Genomic DNA, 14,191 nt, shown 5'->3' on the forward strand with positions numbered 1-14,191 from the left:
TTCCGGCCAAGTAGCCGCCGGGGAGCGCCTACCGCCACGCCAGCAGTATTTTATGGCCGTAGACACTGTTGGCCCCCGGCAATAGCCGGGGGCCAAGGCGTTGGGAGGGCCGGGACTGGTCAGATGCCGCGGCCCTTCTCGTTCAGGCGGTCCACCACCCAGCCGGGGCTCAACGCCCCGCTGGCCACCGCCAGGGCCAGGTAGCCGCGCGGCTGGCGAGGGTTGAGCCGAATTGACTGCGCGGCAACCTGCACCCCCTCACGGCGGCGCTCCTTGAGCGAGGCCAGGGCGAAGGCCCGCTGCCCATGCAGCCAGGAGGCCGTGCGCTTCGAAGCGGTCAGTTCCGGGTGCTTGCCGATCAGGAAACTGATTCCGGCTTCCATGGCCTCCCACCGGCGGGAGAACTTCGAACCGCCCTTGTGCCACAGCACGTCAACGGCCGCCTGCGGCAGGACGCTGATTCTTCCCGCGGCCGCGGCCCGGATCAGCAGGTCGTAGTCTTCCCCATAGCCGTAGGGAATGGTTTCATCGACCAACCCCACCTCCTCGATGAGGAACACCCGGTCAAAGAGGTAACTGGAGGGGTGGGCGCCGGTGAGCCGGTCCTGGGTGATGGCACTGGTGTCAACGGTGGCAAGCTGCGGAATCCTGACCATCCGCTTCTGGCCGTAACTGATCTCAATGCCGGTGACGCACCCCGAGGCGTTCTCCTGGCGCATCAGGGCGACCTGCCGGGTCAGCTTGCTGGGCTTCCAGGCATCATCATCATCGCAGAACGCCACCAACTCGGTGTCGGCGTGCAGGATGCCCGAGTTGCGGGCTCCGGCCAACCCGGGTGTCCGGGTGTTGGTGATGACCTTCACCTGGCGGTTGCCCTCGCGGCGGGCAAGCTCTGGATGCGGTGCGTGGTTGTCGTAGACGACCGTGATGGTGATGGACCCCTGGTAGTCCTGGTTCCAGGCGGCCTCGATGGCCTGCTGCAGCAGGTGCATGCGGTCCTGTGTGGCGATCACCACCGTTACCGATGGTGCCGGCGATGGACTGTGGATCTCAGACATTGATACCCCCAAGTAGCTGTGGTCGAGATGCTCTGGCGGCAAACCGGGCGTCGGACAGGGCCGAACGACGGTTGGGCGCCACAATAAAGGACAGGACGATGGCCAGGGCCAGTGAAGAGGTGAAGTAGACGGTCACCGGTGGGCGTGCGGCCGTATCCGGTACGGCGGCCTGCCGGGAAATAAAGCCCGGGTCCGGTGGGATGGTGTCGATGGCCGAGAGCGCAAACTCCAGTTCACTGATTTGCTCCGAGGATTCGGCCAGCGCCTCACGGCGTTCGCTGATCGGGATGTCCTCGATCTGCTGCTCCTGGGCTTCGGTGCGCAGCACCTTGATGTGCGCCTGCAGTTCCTCGCGCCGGCTTTCCTCCAGGCTCTCCAAGCGGGTGAGGCGCTCCTGAAGGAAGTTGGCCGATAGCAGCTTCACCGCCCGGTAGGCCAGCTGCGGATCCGTGTTGGACACGTAGAGGCGCAGGATGCGGGAGTTGATGATTGGTGAAATGGTCAGCTCCCGCAGCAGGCCGGAGGAGCGCCCCGGATACTCCAGCTCGCGGGCGGTCTTTCCCACTACCGCGTCCGAATACAGGATCTGCACCGCGGAGTCGATGGACACGTCCCGGTCGGCGGCAACCTGCGACGAACTGGTCACCGCAACGACCACCACGTCCACCTGGGCCGAATACTTTGCCGGCTGCATCAGGTAGAACGCGCTGCCCAGGCAGAAGACGATGATGAAGCACAGCAGGGTGCGTCCCGGGTTGCGCAACGGCATCGAAAAGACCTCGGCCAGCGTTTCCGCGTCGCTGCGTCGCTCGGCGTGGCGGCTCTTGAGGCTGGCAACCTTGGCGATCATTGCAGCCAGCTTGGCGTGTAGCCCAGGAACCGGATGAGTTCATCGTTCTCGCCGGCGAACTCCCGGTCCAGCAGCTGGCGCAGCTGCGGGGCCATCTCGGCGCTGGGCCGGGAATTGGAATGGATGATCTCCTCCGGACGCCAGGGGTCCAGCCCGATGCTGTTCAGCAGCTGATCCCAGCCCTCCAGGCCGGGTCGGAAGAACGCATCGGCGTCCAGGATCGTCAGCTTCCCCGGGGCCAGTGCGTTCTTGGCCCGGCGCAGCTGAGCCGTGTAGCGGCCGCGGGCCACATAGCCGTAATGCTGGTGGGCGAAGGACTGGTAGTTCGGGTCGGCGATGATCTTTTCTTCCTCCCCGGCCAGGCGCTCGGGTTCGCGATCCAGGGCCTCTTCAAAGGACAGGGTTTCAAATCCCCGCCCCTTCTCCTGCTTGTAGGCCGAAAAGGCGCGCTGGGCAGGGTCGCGCAGCAACACGATGACCTGGGCCTGTGGTGCCACCTCGGCGATGCGCTGCATGGCCAGGGGATGGAAGAGGTAGTACGGGCTGGCCTCCCCGCTGATCCGGTCCGACCCCCAGGGGCGGCGCAACGGGAAATGACCGGCATAGAAGTTCGGGCCCCGGCTGAAGCGCTCGGCCGTGTCAAAGAAATGGATGCCCTTGTTCAGCATCGGCGGGCGCACCTGCGGATGGCGCGCGAGCATCCGGAAAAGACTGGTGGTGGCGCAGCGCTGCGCGCCGGCGATAATGAAGCCCGGCTGCATGCGCAGGCTCGCGGTCATTTGCCCGAAACCCACCAGCGTGGTCCGTGCGAACTGGCGTGCCGAATGCTGGATGGTGTCTTCCACGACGAATTCTTGTTTAGTCATCACTTACCCCCATTGAGTGTCTTTGATCAGTTCCTGCATCACGTCGGTGTACCAGCGCCCCAGCGCAAAGGTCGCCTCGACCTGGTGCCGGTGCCCGTCCCCAAGGAACCTGGCCGCCAGGGTGGCCAGGTAGAGCAGCCGGAGCATCGCCTGTATGGCGTGGCGGGGTGCCCGGGTCCCACATTGCACCTGCAGTCCCGCGACGTTCGCATTCAGTTCCGGATCGCGCAGCGCCCTAAGCGCCGCACCCATGTTCCCCATCTCGCGCAACCTCTCGTGGGCCGCGAAGTGGAATAGGTCATTGCCCACCGGCTGACCGGTGTCGTAGCGTTCCCAGTCCCAGACCATTGGCGCGGATTTGGTCCGCGCCATGTTCCACGGGCCAAAATCCCCGTGCCACGCCCCGAACGCCAGGCTCTCTTCGGGCAGCAAGCGCGGCAGCTGGCGAACCATGTCGGCCAGTCGTCCGGCTGCGGGAACCGCTGCCAGAGCCTCCAAGTCACGCAGCAGGCCCCGGAACCAGGTGGAATCGGCCAGCAGGCGTTGCTCCACCGGCGCGCTGGCCAACAGCCCGATGACCGCGCCGACCGGCAACGGCAGGGGACGCTGGAGCGCATTGGGGCGCAGTGCGCTCATCACGAGCACGGGTTTGCTGTCAAAGAAGTCATAGGAAATCACCTGCGGTACCTGCAGCGCCGAGGCTGAGCTTGACTGCAGGGCCAGCAGCGCCCGGTGTTCATTGGCCACCAACTCGTGGGCCAGCTCGGACAGCCCGATCTTCGCAAACCCCAGTTCACGCCCGCGCCGGTCAAAGATCCCCAGTACCGGTTTGCGGTTGGCGCGCGCCGACCCGGTCATCAGCCCGAAGCAGACCGGCTGGTTGAAAATGTTCTCCAGATGGGTGGTGATGGAGCCGGAGTCATCACCGACGGTGATCCCGGCGGGCATCAACCGTGCGCCTGCCGGTGAACGCAGCGCCGCGGCCAGGGCGTAGCGGCGGGCCTTGTGCTTGAGACCGTCGCTGGCGCAGGGGCGGATCGCACTGCGCATCGCGGCGGGGGGAACGTTGGCCGGGACCGCCAGGCGCGGGTTGGTGCGCGAGGGCACTAGCCGCCAGCCATCCTGCCCGGGGCCAAGGTCCCTCACCTCGACGGTACCGTGCGGGAAGAGCTCACCGAGCGTTTCACACAGTGAGCCGAGTCGTTCACCGGTAGCGCTGTTCATCAATGACCAGTCCTTCCGCTAATGGGTCTAGTTCCTGTTTTTCCCTGAACCATCGCCAGGAAAGACCGGTGGCGATCATCAGGATGAACAGGGAAGTGGTGATGGTGTCATAGGTCGGCAGCACGCAGGCGAAGAACAGTGCCGGGTAGACCATGGCCCACTGGCGTGAGTCCTTGCTCTTGAGTATCGGGAAATAGCGGCGCACGAAGAACGCCAGGAACAGGAGCGTGCCGATGATGCCGGTGCAGAAGATCAGGTACCACAGCGTACCCTGGGTCCCCAGCTGCGGGGGCGAGCACTGGTGGCAGTCCGCGGTGGCGCCGGCGGCAATGGAGAAGAAGTTCCCCTGCCGGGTGCGGGTGGAGCCGAAACCGATGAACGGGGAATGCTCCACCGTGGTCTTGAGCGTGTAGCTGGCCAGGTTGGCGCGTCCGGTGTTGCTGTGTGGGTTATCCAGGCGCGACTGGATGACGTCCCACAGGGGGGTGCTGATCAGCAGCACCGCCGCCACCAGGAACGCGGTGCAGAAGCCAGCCAATGCCATGAAGTGCCCGTTCAGCGTCAACCGGACCAGGAGCAGCAGCCCGAGCACCACCAGCCCAACCCACATGGCGCGATTCAGCGAGAGGATGGCCGGCGGGATCGCTGCCAGCAACCCGACCCATAGCAGCACCCGCACCCACTTGCGGGCAACATACTTGATGACCAGCAGGTAGAACGGCAGCAACAGGCCGTAGTTGGCGCCCCAGGAGTTGGCGTACTGGTAGGGCGCCTTGGGGCGCGCACTGGAATACCCCAGGATGTCCTGCACCTGGGTCAGCCCGGGATGGATCTGTGAATTCACAAATGTGTTGGAGGTGATGGCGTGCGGTAGCACGGCCTCCAACACCGACGGGAAGTCAAGGAAGCTCAGGTACACCCCGGCATAGCCGCCCAGTACCGTGACCCCGAAAAGCATGGCCAGCAGGGTGATAATGGTGCGGTCTGCAAGCGTCTTTTGCGAGCTGTTGCCGATAAAGAGCATCACCGCGGTGCTGGCCAATATCCACCCGAAGCGGTAGGCCCAGCTCAAAACGCGGGACGCACCGCTTTCGGGCATCAGGCCGGGCACCGGGACCCAGAGCACGAACACGCCCAGGGCCACGATGATCAAGAACAGTCCCCATAGCCAGAATCCCGGCGGCACCTGGATTCGCGGCTGCTTCAGCAGCTGGTAGCCCAGCAGGGCGCCGACAATCAGGAAGCCCAGATTGCCCAGTCCCAGTAGCCACCACAGCGGAAAGAATCCGAGAAAGGCGACCAGCGGCCACGCAGGATTGCGCTCGAACCAAGTGTTCGAGCGCAGGCGCCATTCATGGCGCGGTGCAGTATTAAATCCCCCAAGTACAGGTGGCTTCATCGGTTTACATCCCCAGTTAGAAACCGAACCCGGCCGCCACGTGGTGACGCCGAGTTTGAAACTGACGCCAGCCTACCGACAAAGCGTTGACGAAGGGAAGGGGATGACGCGCCAGGAGCGCCGTGCCGCGGCGGATTGCAGTAGCCCATCACGAATCGAGTATCAGGCGAGTAGTGAATCCAAGTAGTTCGGAGTAGTTAACGAGTATGGGGTCGCGGTTACCACTATTCCTGTGTCCCGGATTGCTACCCATAATTAGGTCAGTTGTCGTCCTTTCGGCGGCGCTATGTCACTGGCATTGCCAACTTGGGGTTGGTTTGGGGGAACATCATGAGAGTCAAGAGATTCTTTGCGGCCGTGGCTGGCCTGGCAATGATCTTGGGGTTAACAGGGATTAATGCGATACCGGCCTCCGCGTCGGATCAGGAATACAACTCCGTGGTTTCTGCCACGCCACGGAACAACACACCCCACGTACTGGATGGAATTGTCTTTTCCATCGCCGAAGTGGGGAACATGATCGTGCTGGGCGGATCCTTCACCCAGGTCCAAGCCGCCAATGGCGGCCCGGTCCTGACAAGGAACCGCCTGGTTGCGTTTAACAAGGACACCGGGGCGATCAGCACCAGCTTCGCCCCGAACCTGAACAGCACCGTGCGTTCGGTCATCGCCGCACCGGATGGCAATTCGGTGTACGTCGGTGGACAGTTCGGTACGCTCAACGGCCAGTCGGCTCCCAAGGTGCTGCGGCTGAATGTGGGCAACGGGCAACGGATCACCCAATTCAACCCGGGCCAGATCAACGCTGTGGTGCATGACATGAACCTGGTGGGGGACCGGCTCTTCTTCGGCGGCGAATTCACCGCCGTGCGCGGGCAGGAACGCCTGGGCCTGGCCGAGGTGAACGCCACCAGCGGGGCGCTGTCCGAGCGCACCAAGGTCGCCTTCACCGATACCCACCGTGGAGGGATCACCTTCGTGCACAAGTTCGATGTGGATGCCGCCGGCAAGAAGATGGTGGCTACCGGCAACTTCCGCTACATCGATGGGCAGGACCGAGTGCAGGTGGGCGTGCTGGATATTTCCGGTGCCCAGACCAACGTGGCCGACTGGCAGACCGAGCGCTGGAAGCCGAACTGCTACCCGTCCTTCGCCTACTACCTCAACGATTTGGACTTCGCCCCCGACGGCAGCTACTTCGTGCTCTCATCCATGGGCGGCTACGGCAGTGGTCCGCCCACCCTGTGTGACACCATCTCCCGCTGGCAGAGTGATGACAGCGGTGCCGGCATCAACCCGGTGTGGGTGGACTACACAGGTGGTGACAGTGTCTACGCGCTGGAAGCCACACAGAACACCATTTACTTCGGTGGGCACATGCGTTGGGTCAACAACCCGTTCCGCGCCGACGCCGCCGGGCAGGGCGCCGTGGGACGCGAAGGCATTGGTGCGCTGAACGCTTCCAACGGCATGCCCATCGAATGGAACCCGGGACGCGACCGGGGCCGCGGCGTCTTTGACCTGTTGGCGACCAAGGACGGGCTCTGGGTGGGTTCGGATACAGACCGTATCGCCCGCTACGTGTACAAGGGGCGCATCGCACTGTTCCCGCTGGCCGGAGGCACTGAAATCCCGTCAGCCGAACCACCTGCACTGCCGGTGGACGTCGTGCAGGCCGGGGCGCTGTCCTCCAACCAGGATCCGCGCTACCTTTACCGCATCAACTCCGGGGGCGACACCATCCCGGCAGTGGATGGCGGGATGGACTGGCTGGGCGATAACAACGCCCCGGGCAGCAACTACCGCAGCAGCGGGAACAACAGCGCCGGCTATGACGCCGTCGGTTCGCTGAGCGACAAGGTGCCCGAATCAACGCCGCGCGGGATCTACTCCAGCGAGCGCTGGGACCCAGCCGGCGGGGAGAAGCTGCAGTACAACTTCCCGGTGGACTCCGGGAAGAACGTTGAGGTGCGGGTGTACCTGGCCGACCGGTGCAACTGCACCACCGCCCCGGGCTCGCGTGTCTACAACCTGGATGTCGAGGGCAGCCGCGCCTACAGCAACATCGACCTGAACGCTGACCCGGGCCACAATATCGGCACCATGCTCAGCAAGCGGGTGGTCAGCGATGGCAGCATCAACATCACCTTCGACCATGTCACTGAGAACCCGGCCGTAAACGGCGTGGAGATCGTGGACCTGGATGCCCAGGCCCCGGACCCAGGGGCCAGCGCACAAGTAAACGAAACCTACTTTGACGGCACCAGCGCCGCGTCCAAGGGCGCCACCAAGCTCACCGGGAACGTGAACTGGGATGCGGTGCGTGGCGGTTTTGTGGCCGATGGCCGGATGTACTTCGCGATGGCCGACGGCACTTTCGTCAGTCGAACGCTGAACGGCAATACGCTGGGCAACGCGGCCACCCATGATCTGTATGGGCTGACCAACTTCTCCAGCGAGGCGCAGCAGATGACGGGGCTGTTCTTCAAGAACGACCGGATCTACTTCACCCTGAGCGGGCAGAACGCCCTGTTCATGCGCTACCTGGATTTGGACAGCGGGATTATCGGGGCCGAACGCTTCACGGTGGCCACCGCGTCTGCGCAGGTGCCCTGGAGTGCGGTGCGCGGTATGTTCCAGGCCGGTGACAAACTCTACCTGGCCACCCCAGATGGCGACCTGATGGCCGCCAACTGGCGGCAGGGTGTCACCGACGGCACGGCCGAGGGACCCACCCAGGTGGTTTCCGGGCCGGACAAGGACGGGGCGAACTGGGCCAGTCGGGCGCTGATCTCGATGACCAGCGATGGGGCGCCGCCGCTGCCGAACAAACCGCCGACCGCGGACTTCGGCTCGGAATGCACCGATTTGGGATGTGCCTTTGACGCCTCGGGATCCGCGGATTCCGATGGGGAGATCAAGGACTACGCCTGGAACTTCGGGGACGGCAAGACCGGTACCGGCAAACAGGTCGAGCACCAGTACGCCGAGGCCGGGGACTATGAGGTCACCCTCACGGTCACCGACGATGACGGGGCGACGGCGACCAAGACCGTCACGGTCACGGTCACCGCGCCTGAGAACCAGGCACCGACCGCCCAGATCACCCAAACCTGTGATCAGCTGGCGTGCGAGTTCTCCGGTGCGGACTCCAGCGACCCGGACGGTGAAATCGCCTCCTACGCCTGGAGCACCTCCGATGGCGGCAGCGGTGAAGGAGCCACCTTCAGCCACGAATTCGCCGAAGCCGGAACGTACACGGTGAGCCTGACCGTCACCGACGACCGGGGCGCCACCAACACGAAACAGGTCGAGCTGGAGGTGAGCACCACCCCGAACTCGGAGCCGGAGGCCAAGATTCTGACCACCTGCAACCAGCTGGAGTGCACCTTCAACGGCGGCGGGTCCACGGATCAGGAGGGCGAGATTGCCTCGTACAAGTGGAGCACGTCCGATGGCGGCAGCGGGGATGCGGTGGAGTTCGTGCACAAATTCCCGGCCGGCGGCAAGTACACGGTGAGCCTGACGGTGACCGACGAGTCCGGGGCCACCAACACCGTGCAGGAGGAGGTGCAGGTCAGCGCGGCAGCCAACCAGGTGCCGAAGGCTTCCTTCACCCAGGACTGCGTGTTCCTTTCCTGCACGTTTGACGGCACCCTCTCCGCCGACCCGGACGGGGAGATCACCGGCTACGTGTGGAGCGTGAACGGCACCGAGGTCGCCGAGGGCATGGTCGCAACCCACGCCTTCGAACAGCCTGGCACCTACCAGGTCACCTTGACGGTTACCGACGACGCCAACGAGACCGGCTCGGTGACCCAGCCGGTGAGCGTGGTGCAGGACCCGGGCCCACAGCCCGGAAACAACGTCTCGTTCGTCGCCTCGGCGGCCAACGACGGCGCCACCACCAGCACCAGCCATACGGTGAGCGTGCCCTCGGCGGTGAAGGAAGGCGACCTGATGGTGGCGGTCCTGTCCACCAACTCGGGCAGCACCACGCTCAGCGCACCGGCCGGCTGGGAAACGCGGGCCGATGCCTCCACCACCAGCATGAGCGGGGCGATCTACTCCAAGATCGCTTCGGCCTCGGATGCCGGCAGCAGGGTGAGCGTGGGCAGCAGCGGGTATGTCAGGGGATCACTGGTGCTCTCGGCCTACCGGGACGCCACAGTTGACGGGGCCTCGTTCGCGATGCGTCCGGAGACCACCTCCGGCGCGGTGCACACCACCCCGGTGCTCAACGCCCAATCGAACAGCTGGCTGCTGTCCTACTGGGCTGACAAGACCGCATCGACCACCACCTGGCAGCTGCCCGGCGGCACCGTGGCCCGGGAAACCGGATCCGGCAGCGGGGCGGGACACCTATCCTGGATGCTGGCCGACTCCAACGGGGCAGTCTCCGCCGGGGACGCCGGGGGGCTGAAGGCCACCGCCAACTCCACGACCGCCAACGCGGTCATGGCCTCGGTGGTCCTGGCCGGGGCACCGGGGCAGGGCCGCAACGCCAAGCCGGTGGCCGACTTCGAGTGGGACTGTGACTTCCTGGCCTGCATCTTCGACGGCACCGGGTCCTCGGACCCCGAAGGTGCGCTGCTGGACTACACTTGGTCCGTCAACGGCGAAGAAAAGGCCAATGGGGAAAGCTTCAGTCACGCCTTTAGCGAAGCCGGCACCTATCAGGTCAGCCTGAAGGTCACCGATCCGCAGGGAGCCAGCGGCACCAAGACGGCCTCGGTGAGTGTTGAAGCGGACACCGCGCCGGAGCCTGAATCCGAGGTGGAGTTCGTGGCCTCGGCCGCCAACTCCGGGACCGCAAATGCCACGACTCACTCGGTGAAGCTGCCCTCGGGCATCCAGGCCGGAGACGTGCTGGTCGGGGTGTTTGTCACCAACCAGTACACCTCGGCCCCCAGCATCCCGGCCTCCTGGGAGCAACGGGCCCAGGTCGCCACCGCCTCGATGCAGGGAGCGATGTTTTCCAAGGTGGCCACGGCCTCCGATGCCGGGGCCACGGTGAGTGTCTCGGTCGGCGGATATGCGCGCGGCTCACTGTCGGTGGCGGTCTACCGCAACGCCACGGTGAACTCGGCCTCCTTCGTGATGGAACCCGAGGTGGGTGCGAAGGCCGAACACCAGACACCTGAGGCCACCGCGGCCAACGGGGACTGGGTGTTGTCCTACTGGGCGGACAAGACCGCCTCCACCACCAAGTGGTCCATCCCCTCGGCGCTGTCGACCCGACAGACCGGGGCGGGCACCGGGGCCGGGCACCTGTCCTGGATGCTGGCTGACTCCGACGGACCGGTCAGCGCCGGCGCCGTGGGCGGACTGACCGGCACCGCGGACAGCAGCACCTCCAACGCCGTCATGGGAACGGTGGTGCTCGGCGCCGAGGACTAGCCGCCCGGTGCGCCACAACGACGGTGGCCTGCAATCCAGCACTGGATTGCAGGCCACCGTCGTCTTGTGCACAGATCCACACGGCACGCCGCGGCAGGAATTGTTGCCCGGCCGGTTGCGCCGCAACGCGCATCATGCCGGGATCGGTGCGGTGGCGGCATGGACTGATGGGCCGGGCTCTGCAAAGATGAGTTCTGTAAACGCTGCATCACATCATGAACCTGGGCGCCAGATGAAATGGTCTGCGCCAGGGTGAGGTCACTGAGCGGCGCTGACCCATATGGGGTGGGTTTCATGGCAATACAGGGGGAGTATTGTGGGCATTGATGCCATATTGACGCTGGTCGTTGTGCTGTGCGTCCTGGGGCTGCTGGCCGCCACACGGCTGGCCGCGGACCTGATTCTGATGGGAGCGGCACTGTGCCTGATGCTCCTGGGCATCCTGACGCCCCAGGAGGCGCTCGCGGGGTTCTCCAACACCGGGGTCATCACGGTCGCCGTGCTCTATGTGGTGGCCGCCGGACTGAGCGAGACCGGGGCCGTGCAGTGGATCACCCAGAACCTTCTGGGCCGGCCCTCCAGCGTGCGCGGCGCCTACGCGCGCATGCTGCTGCCGGTTGGGGGACTGAGCGCCTTTTTGAACAACACCACCGTGGTGGCGATGCTGCTGCCCGGCATCCAGGAATGGGCGGCCCGGCTGCGCATTCCGGCCTCGAAACTTCTGATCCCGCTCAGCTACATGGCGATCATCGGCGGGACCATGACGTTGATTGGCACCAGCACCAACCTGGTGGTCAACGGGCTGCTGCAGTCCGAGCTGGGAATCTCGCTGCGAATGTTCGACATCGCGGCCGTCGGACTGCCGCTGACCGTGTGCGGGGCCCTGTTCCTGACCCTGTTTGGCAACCGCCTGCTGCCCAACCGGCAGGACGCGGTCGAGCAGATGCAGTCGGCTCGCGAGTACGCGGTGGAGTTCCGGGTCCAGCCCAATGGCCCGATTGCCGGCAAGTCCGTCGCCGCCGCCGGGCTGCGCAGCCTGACCCATGGGTTCTTGACCAGGGTGGAACGTGATGAGCACCTGGTGGTGGAGGTCACCCCGGAACTTATCCTGGACCCGGAGGACATCCTGATCTTTGTCGGGGCACCGGAGTGTGCCAGCGAACTGCGCCACATCCGCGGACTGGAACCCAGCGCCGGAGATGTCTCCAAGCTGGGGATCCGCCACTCCCAGCGCCGGCTGGTGGAGGCGGTCGTGGGACCGGATTTCACCGGGATTGGCCAAAGCGTCAAGGAAAGCCGCTTCCGCTCCCACTATCAGGCGGTGATCCTGTCCATCTCCCGGTCCGGGGAAATGCTGCGCGGAAAAATCGGGGACGTGAAACTGCGGGTCGGGGACACCTTGCTGCTGGAGACCGGAACCGACTTCGTGCGCCACTACCGTTTCCGTCGGGATTTCATGCTGGTCAGCAACATCAGCGACATCGCCCCGGCTAACTTCCGCAAGGCCCCGTGGGCGATTGCCATCCTGATCGGAATGGTCGCCCTGAACGCCCTGGGGGTCCTGGAAGTCATCCAGGCGGCCCTGCTGGCCGCGCTGGCCATGCTGGTGACCGGGTGCCTGTCCATGGGCAACGTGCGCCGGCATATCGACCTGCAGGTCATCATTGTCATTGCCGCCTCGTTCGCGCTCGGGGCGGCGATGGTGAAAACCGGGGCGGCCGCCACCATCGCCAACACGCTGCTGCTGGCCGGCACCGGGCCCTGGGGAGCCTTGGCGCTGGTGTTCCTGCTGACGCTGTGCTTTACCGAGCTGCTGACCAACAACGCCGCGGCAATCCTGGTCTTTCCCATTGCCATGGCCGTGGCCGAACGGGTGGAGGCAAACTTCATGCCCTTCGCCATCACGGTCATGATCGCCGCCTCGGCCAGCTTCATCATCCCCATCGGCTACCAGACAAATCTGATGGTGATGGGTCCTGGTGGGTACCGGGTCATCGACTTTGTCAGGATCGGGATCCCAATGAGTTTGGTGACGGCCGCCGTCACGCTGAGCGTGGTTCCCCTCGTCTGGCCGCTCTAGCCCGCACCGCCCGCCACAACGAAGGCGGGCGGCCGTGCGCCGTGTGCGCCCTTCAGCGGCCCCGCCGAAACCTAGTGGACGTGTACGGCTTCCGGCGTGTGGGCCGCCAGCAGCGCAAAGACCCGGTCGGTGGCGGTATTCAAATCCACGACCGATAGATCCAGGGTGAGCTCGGCATCCTCGGGAACCTCGTAGGGGGAATCAATTCCCGTGAAGTCCTTGACCTCTCCCGCCCGGGCCTTGGCATACAGTCCCTTCCGGTCCCGCTGCTCACATACCTCCAGCGGGGTGCTCACGTGCACCAGCAGGAACCGTCCATGCGGCGCGACCAGCTCACGCACCGCCTGACGGGTTTGGGCAAACGGCGCGATGGGGGCGCACAAGGCCAGACCACCGACCTCGGCAATGCGGGCGGCAATCCACCCGATGCGTTCCACATTGGTTTCGCGGTCTTCACGTGAGAAACCCAGTCCCTTGGAGATGAAGCGGCGGATGTCATCCCCATCCAGCAGCACGGCCGGGCGTCCCAGTTGCTCATGGATGCGCTGCTGTACCGCGCGGGCCAACGTGGATTTGCCGGACCCCGATAAACCACTGAACATCACCACCGTGCCCGGGGCAGCCTCGGGCTGCTGGTGCCGCGCGGAGCGGAAATCGGCGAGCACATTCCCGGAAAGACGCTGGATCAGTGCCGCTGCGTCCACCGAAGGCGGAACTACCAGATGCCCCGCGGTGCTGCCGGAGAAAAGGCCGGACGCCGCCCGCAATTGCTTGATGGCCCCGGCATGCCCGGGACCCGAAGACCGGTCGCTGGGGCTGAGCAGCACAAAACAGGTGCCGTTGGGCAACGGCTGCAGCTGCTGCAGCCGTTGCAGGTCCACAGCCGACGGTGCCTGGTCAAAAAGCACCACGGCTCGTGGACCGAGCGGCGAAGTCAGGCGCAGTTCACGAAACGGCCCGTGTTCGGCATCGGCCAGCTTCTGTACTTTTCCCACCGTCACGGCAGTCTGCCCCGGGTCCGACTGCCGGGTGTAGGAGACGCGCACCAGCGGTGTGCCATCGGGATCGGCCAGCTGAATGTGTCCCCTCTGCCCGGGATTGGCCAAGGCAGCGTCCGGGAGTTGCGACCATTGCGGAAGGTTTTCCAGATCCAACCCCTGGTGATCGAGCAGACCTCCCACGATGAGTTCCACGATGTCGAGCTGGGCAATATCCAGCTGCACGATCGGATCCTGATGCGGGATCGACCCCATGTTTTCCATACTTTCCCCCAAGAAGTATTCCCTGGAATCCACCCTAGAGAGCGAAAGCCAT

Annotated in this window: 8 protein-coding genes; 2 read left to right on the forward strand and 6 right to left on the reverse strand. The window is 64.9% G+C overall.

From position 1 onward, the window contains the following. Nucleotides 1-119: 119 nt before the first annotated feature. Genes GcLGCM259_RS06100 through GcLGCM259_RS06120 form a run of 5 tightly spaced genes read right to left on the reverse strand, consistent with a single transcriptional unit; the run spans nucleotide 120 to nucleotide 5,397 of the window. Complete coding sequence (locus tag GcLGCM259_RS06100; RefSeq protein WP_138926060.1) at nucleotides 120-1,058, reverse strand: glycosyltransferase family 2 protein; 939 nt, start codon at nucleotides 1,056-1,058, stop codon at nucleotides 120-122. Then, a complete protein-coding gene (locus tag GcLGCM259_RS06105; protein WP_138926061.1) occupies nucleotides 1,051-1,908 on the reverse strand; it encodes a GumC domain-containing protein in 858 nt (285 codons plus the stop codon). Before GcLGCM259_RS06105 ends, GcLGCM259_RS06100 begins: the two co-directional genes overlap by 8 nt. Continuing rightward, nucleotides 1,905-2,774, reverse strand: a complete 870-nt coding sequence (locus tag GcLGCM259_RS06110; protein WP_138926062.1) for a sulfotransferase family protein — start codon at nucleotides 2,772-2,774, stop codon at nucleotides 1,905-1,907. Before GcLGCM259_RS06110 ends, GcLGCM259_RS06105 begins: the two co-directional genes overlap by 4 nt. 3 nt (nucleotides 2,775-2,777) lie before the next feature. After that, entirely contained in the window at nucleotides 2,778-3,998 is a 1,221-nt protein-coding gene (locus GcLGCM259_RS06115; RefSeq protein ID WP_138926063.1) for a phosphotransferase, read from the reverse strand. Further along, a complete protein-coding gene (locus GcLGCM259_RS06120) occupies nucleotides 3,979-5,397 on the reverse strand; it encodes an O-antigen ligase family protein (RefSeq protein ID WP_138926064.1) in 1,419 nt (472 codons plus the stop codon). The genes GcLGCM259_RS06115 and GcLGCM259_RS06120 overlap by 20 nt, the downstream gene beginning before the upstream one ends. A gap of 330 nt (nucleotides 5,398-5,727) precedes the next feature. Between GcLGCM259_RS06120 and GcLGCM259_RS15565 the strand changes: the two genes are divergently transcribed. Both GcLGCM259_RS15565 and GcLGCM259_RS06130 read left to right on the forward strand, forming a co-directional pair. Beyond that, complete coding sequence (locus tag GcLGCM259_RS15565; protein ID WP_138926065.1) at nucleotides 5,728-10,797, forward strand: PKD domain-containing protein; 5,070 nt, start codon at nucleotides 5,728-5,730, stop codon at nucleotides 10,795-10,797. A 316-nt stretch (nucleotides 10,798-11,113) separates the two neighbouring features. Beyond that, entirely contained in the window at nucleotides 11,114-12,877 is a 1,764-nt protein-coding gene (locus GcLGCM259_RS06130; protein ID WP_138178270.1) for an SLC13 family permease, read from the forward strand. 71 nt (nucleotides 12,878-12,948) lie between these two features. On the opposite strand, the gene cysC is transcribed toward GcLGCM259_RS06130, so the two are convergent. Beyond that, nucleotides 12,949-14,151 carry an adenylyl-sulfate kinase gene (gene cysC, locus GcLGCM259_RS06135; RefSeq protein ID WP_217496560.1) on the reverse strand — a complete coding sequence of 401 codons (1,203 nt, stop codon included), beginning with the start codon at nucleotides 14,149-14,151 and terminating at the stop codon, nucleotides 12,949-12,951. Between the last annotated feature and the right edge of the window lie 40 nt (nucleotides 14,152-14,191).

The sequence above is a fragment of the Glutamicibacter creatinolyticus genome (assembly GCF_006094275.1).
GTDB lineage: Bacteria > Actinomycetota > Actinomycetes > Actinomycetales > Micrococcaceae > Glutamicibacter > Glutamicibacter creatinolyticus.

Coding starts and splice junctions, on each gene's coding strand:
- GcLGCM259_RS06100 (WP_138926060.1), bottom strand. CDS start 1,058: ATGTCTGAGATCCACAGTCCATCGCCGGCACCATCGGTAACGGTGGTG.
- GcLGCM259_RS06105 (WP_138926061.1), bottom strand. CDS start 1,908: ATGATCGCCAAGGTTGCCAGCCTCAAGAGCCGCCACGCCGAGCGACGC.
- GcLGCM259_RS06110 (WP_138926062.1), bottom strand. CDS start 2,774: ATGACTAAACAAGAATTCGTCGTGGAAGACACCATCCAGCATTCGGCA.
- GcLGCM259_RS06115 (WP_138926063.1), bottom strand. CDS start 3,998: ATGAACAGCGCTACCGGTGAACGACTCGGCTCACTGTGTGAAACGCTC.
- GcLGCM259_RS06120 (WP_138926064.1), bottom strand. CDS start 5,397: ATGAAGCCACCTGTACTTGGGGGATTTAATACTGCACCGCGCCATGAA.
- GcLGCM259_RS15565 (WP_138926065.1), top strand. CDS start 5,728: ATGAGAGTCAAGAGATTCTTTGCGGCCGTGGCTGGCCTGGCAATGATC.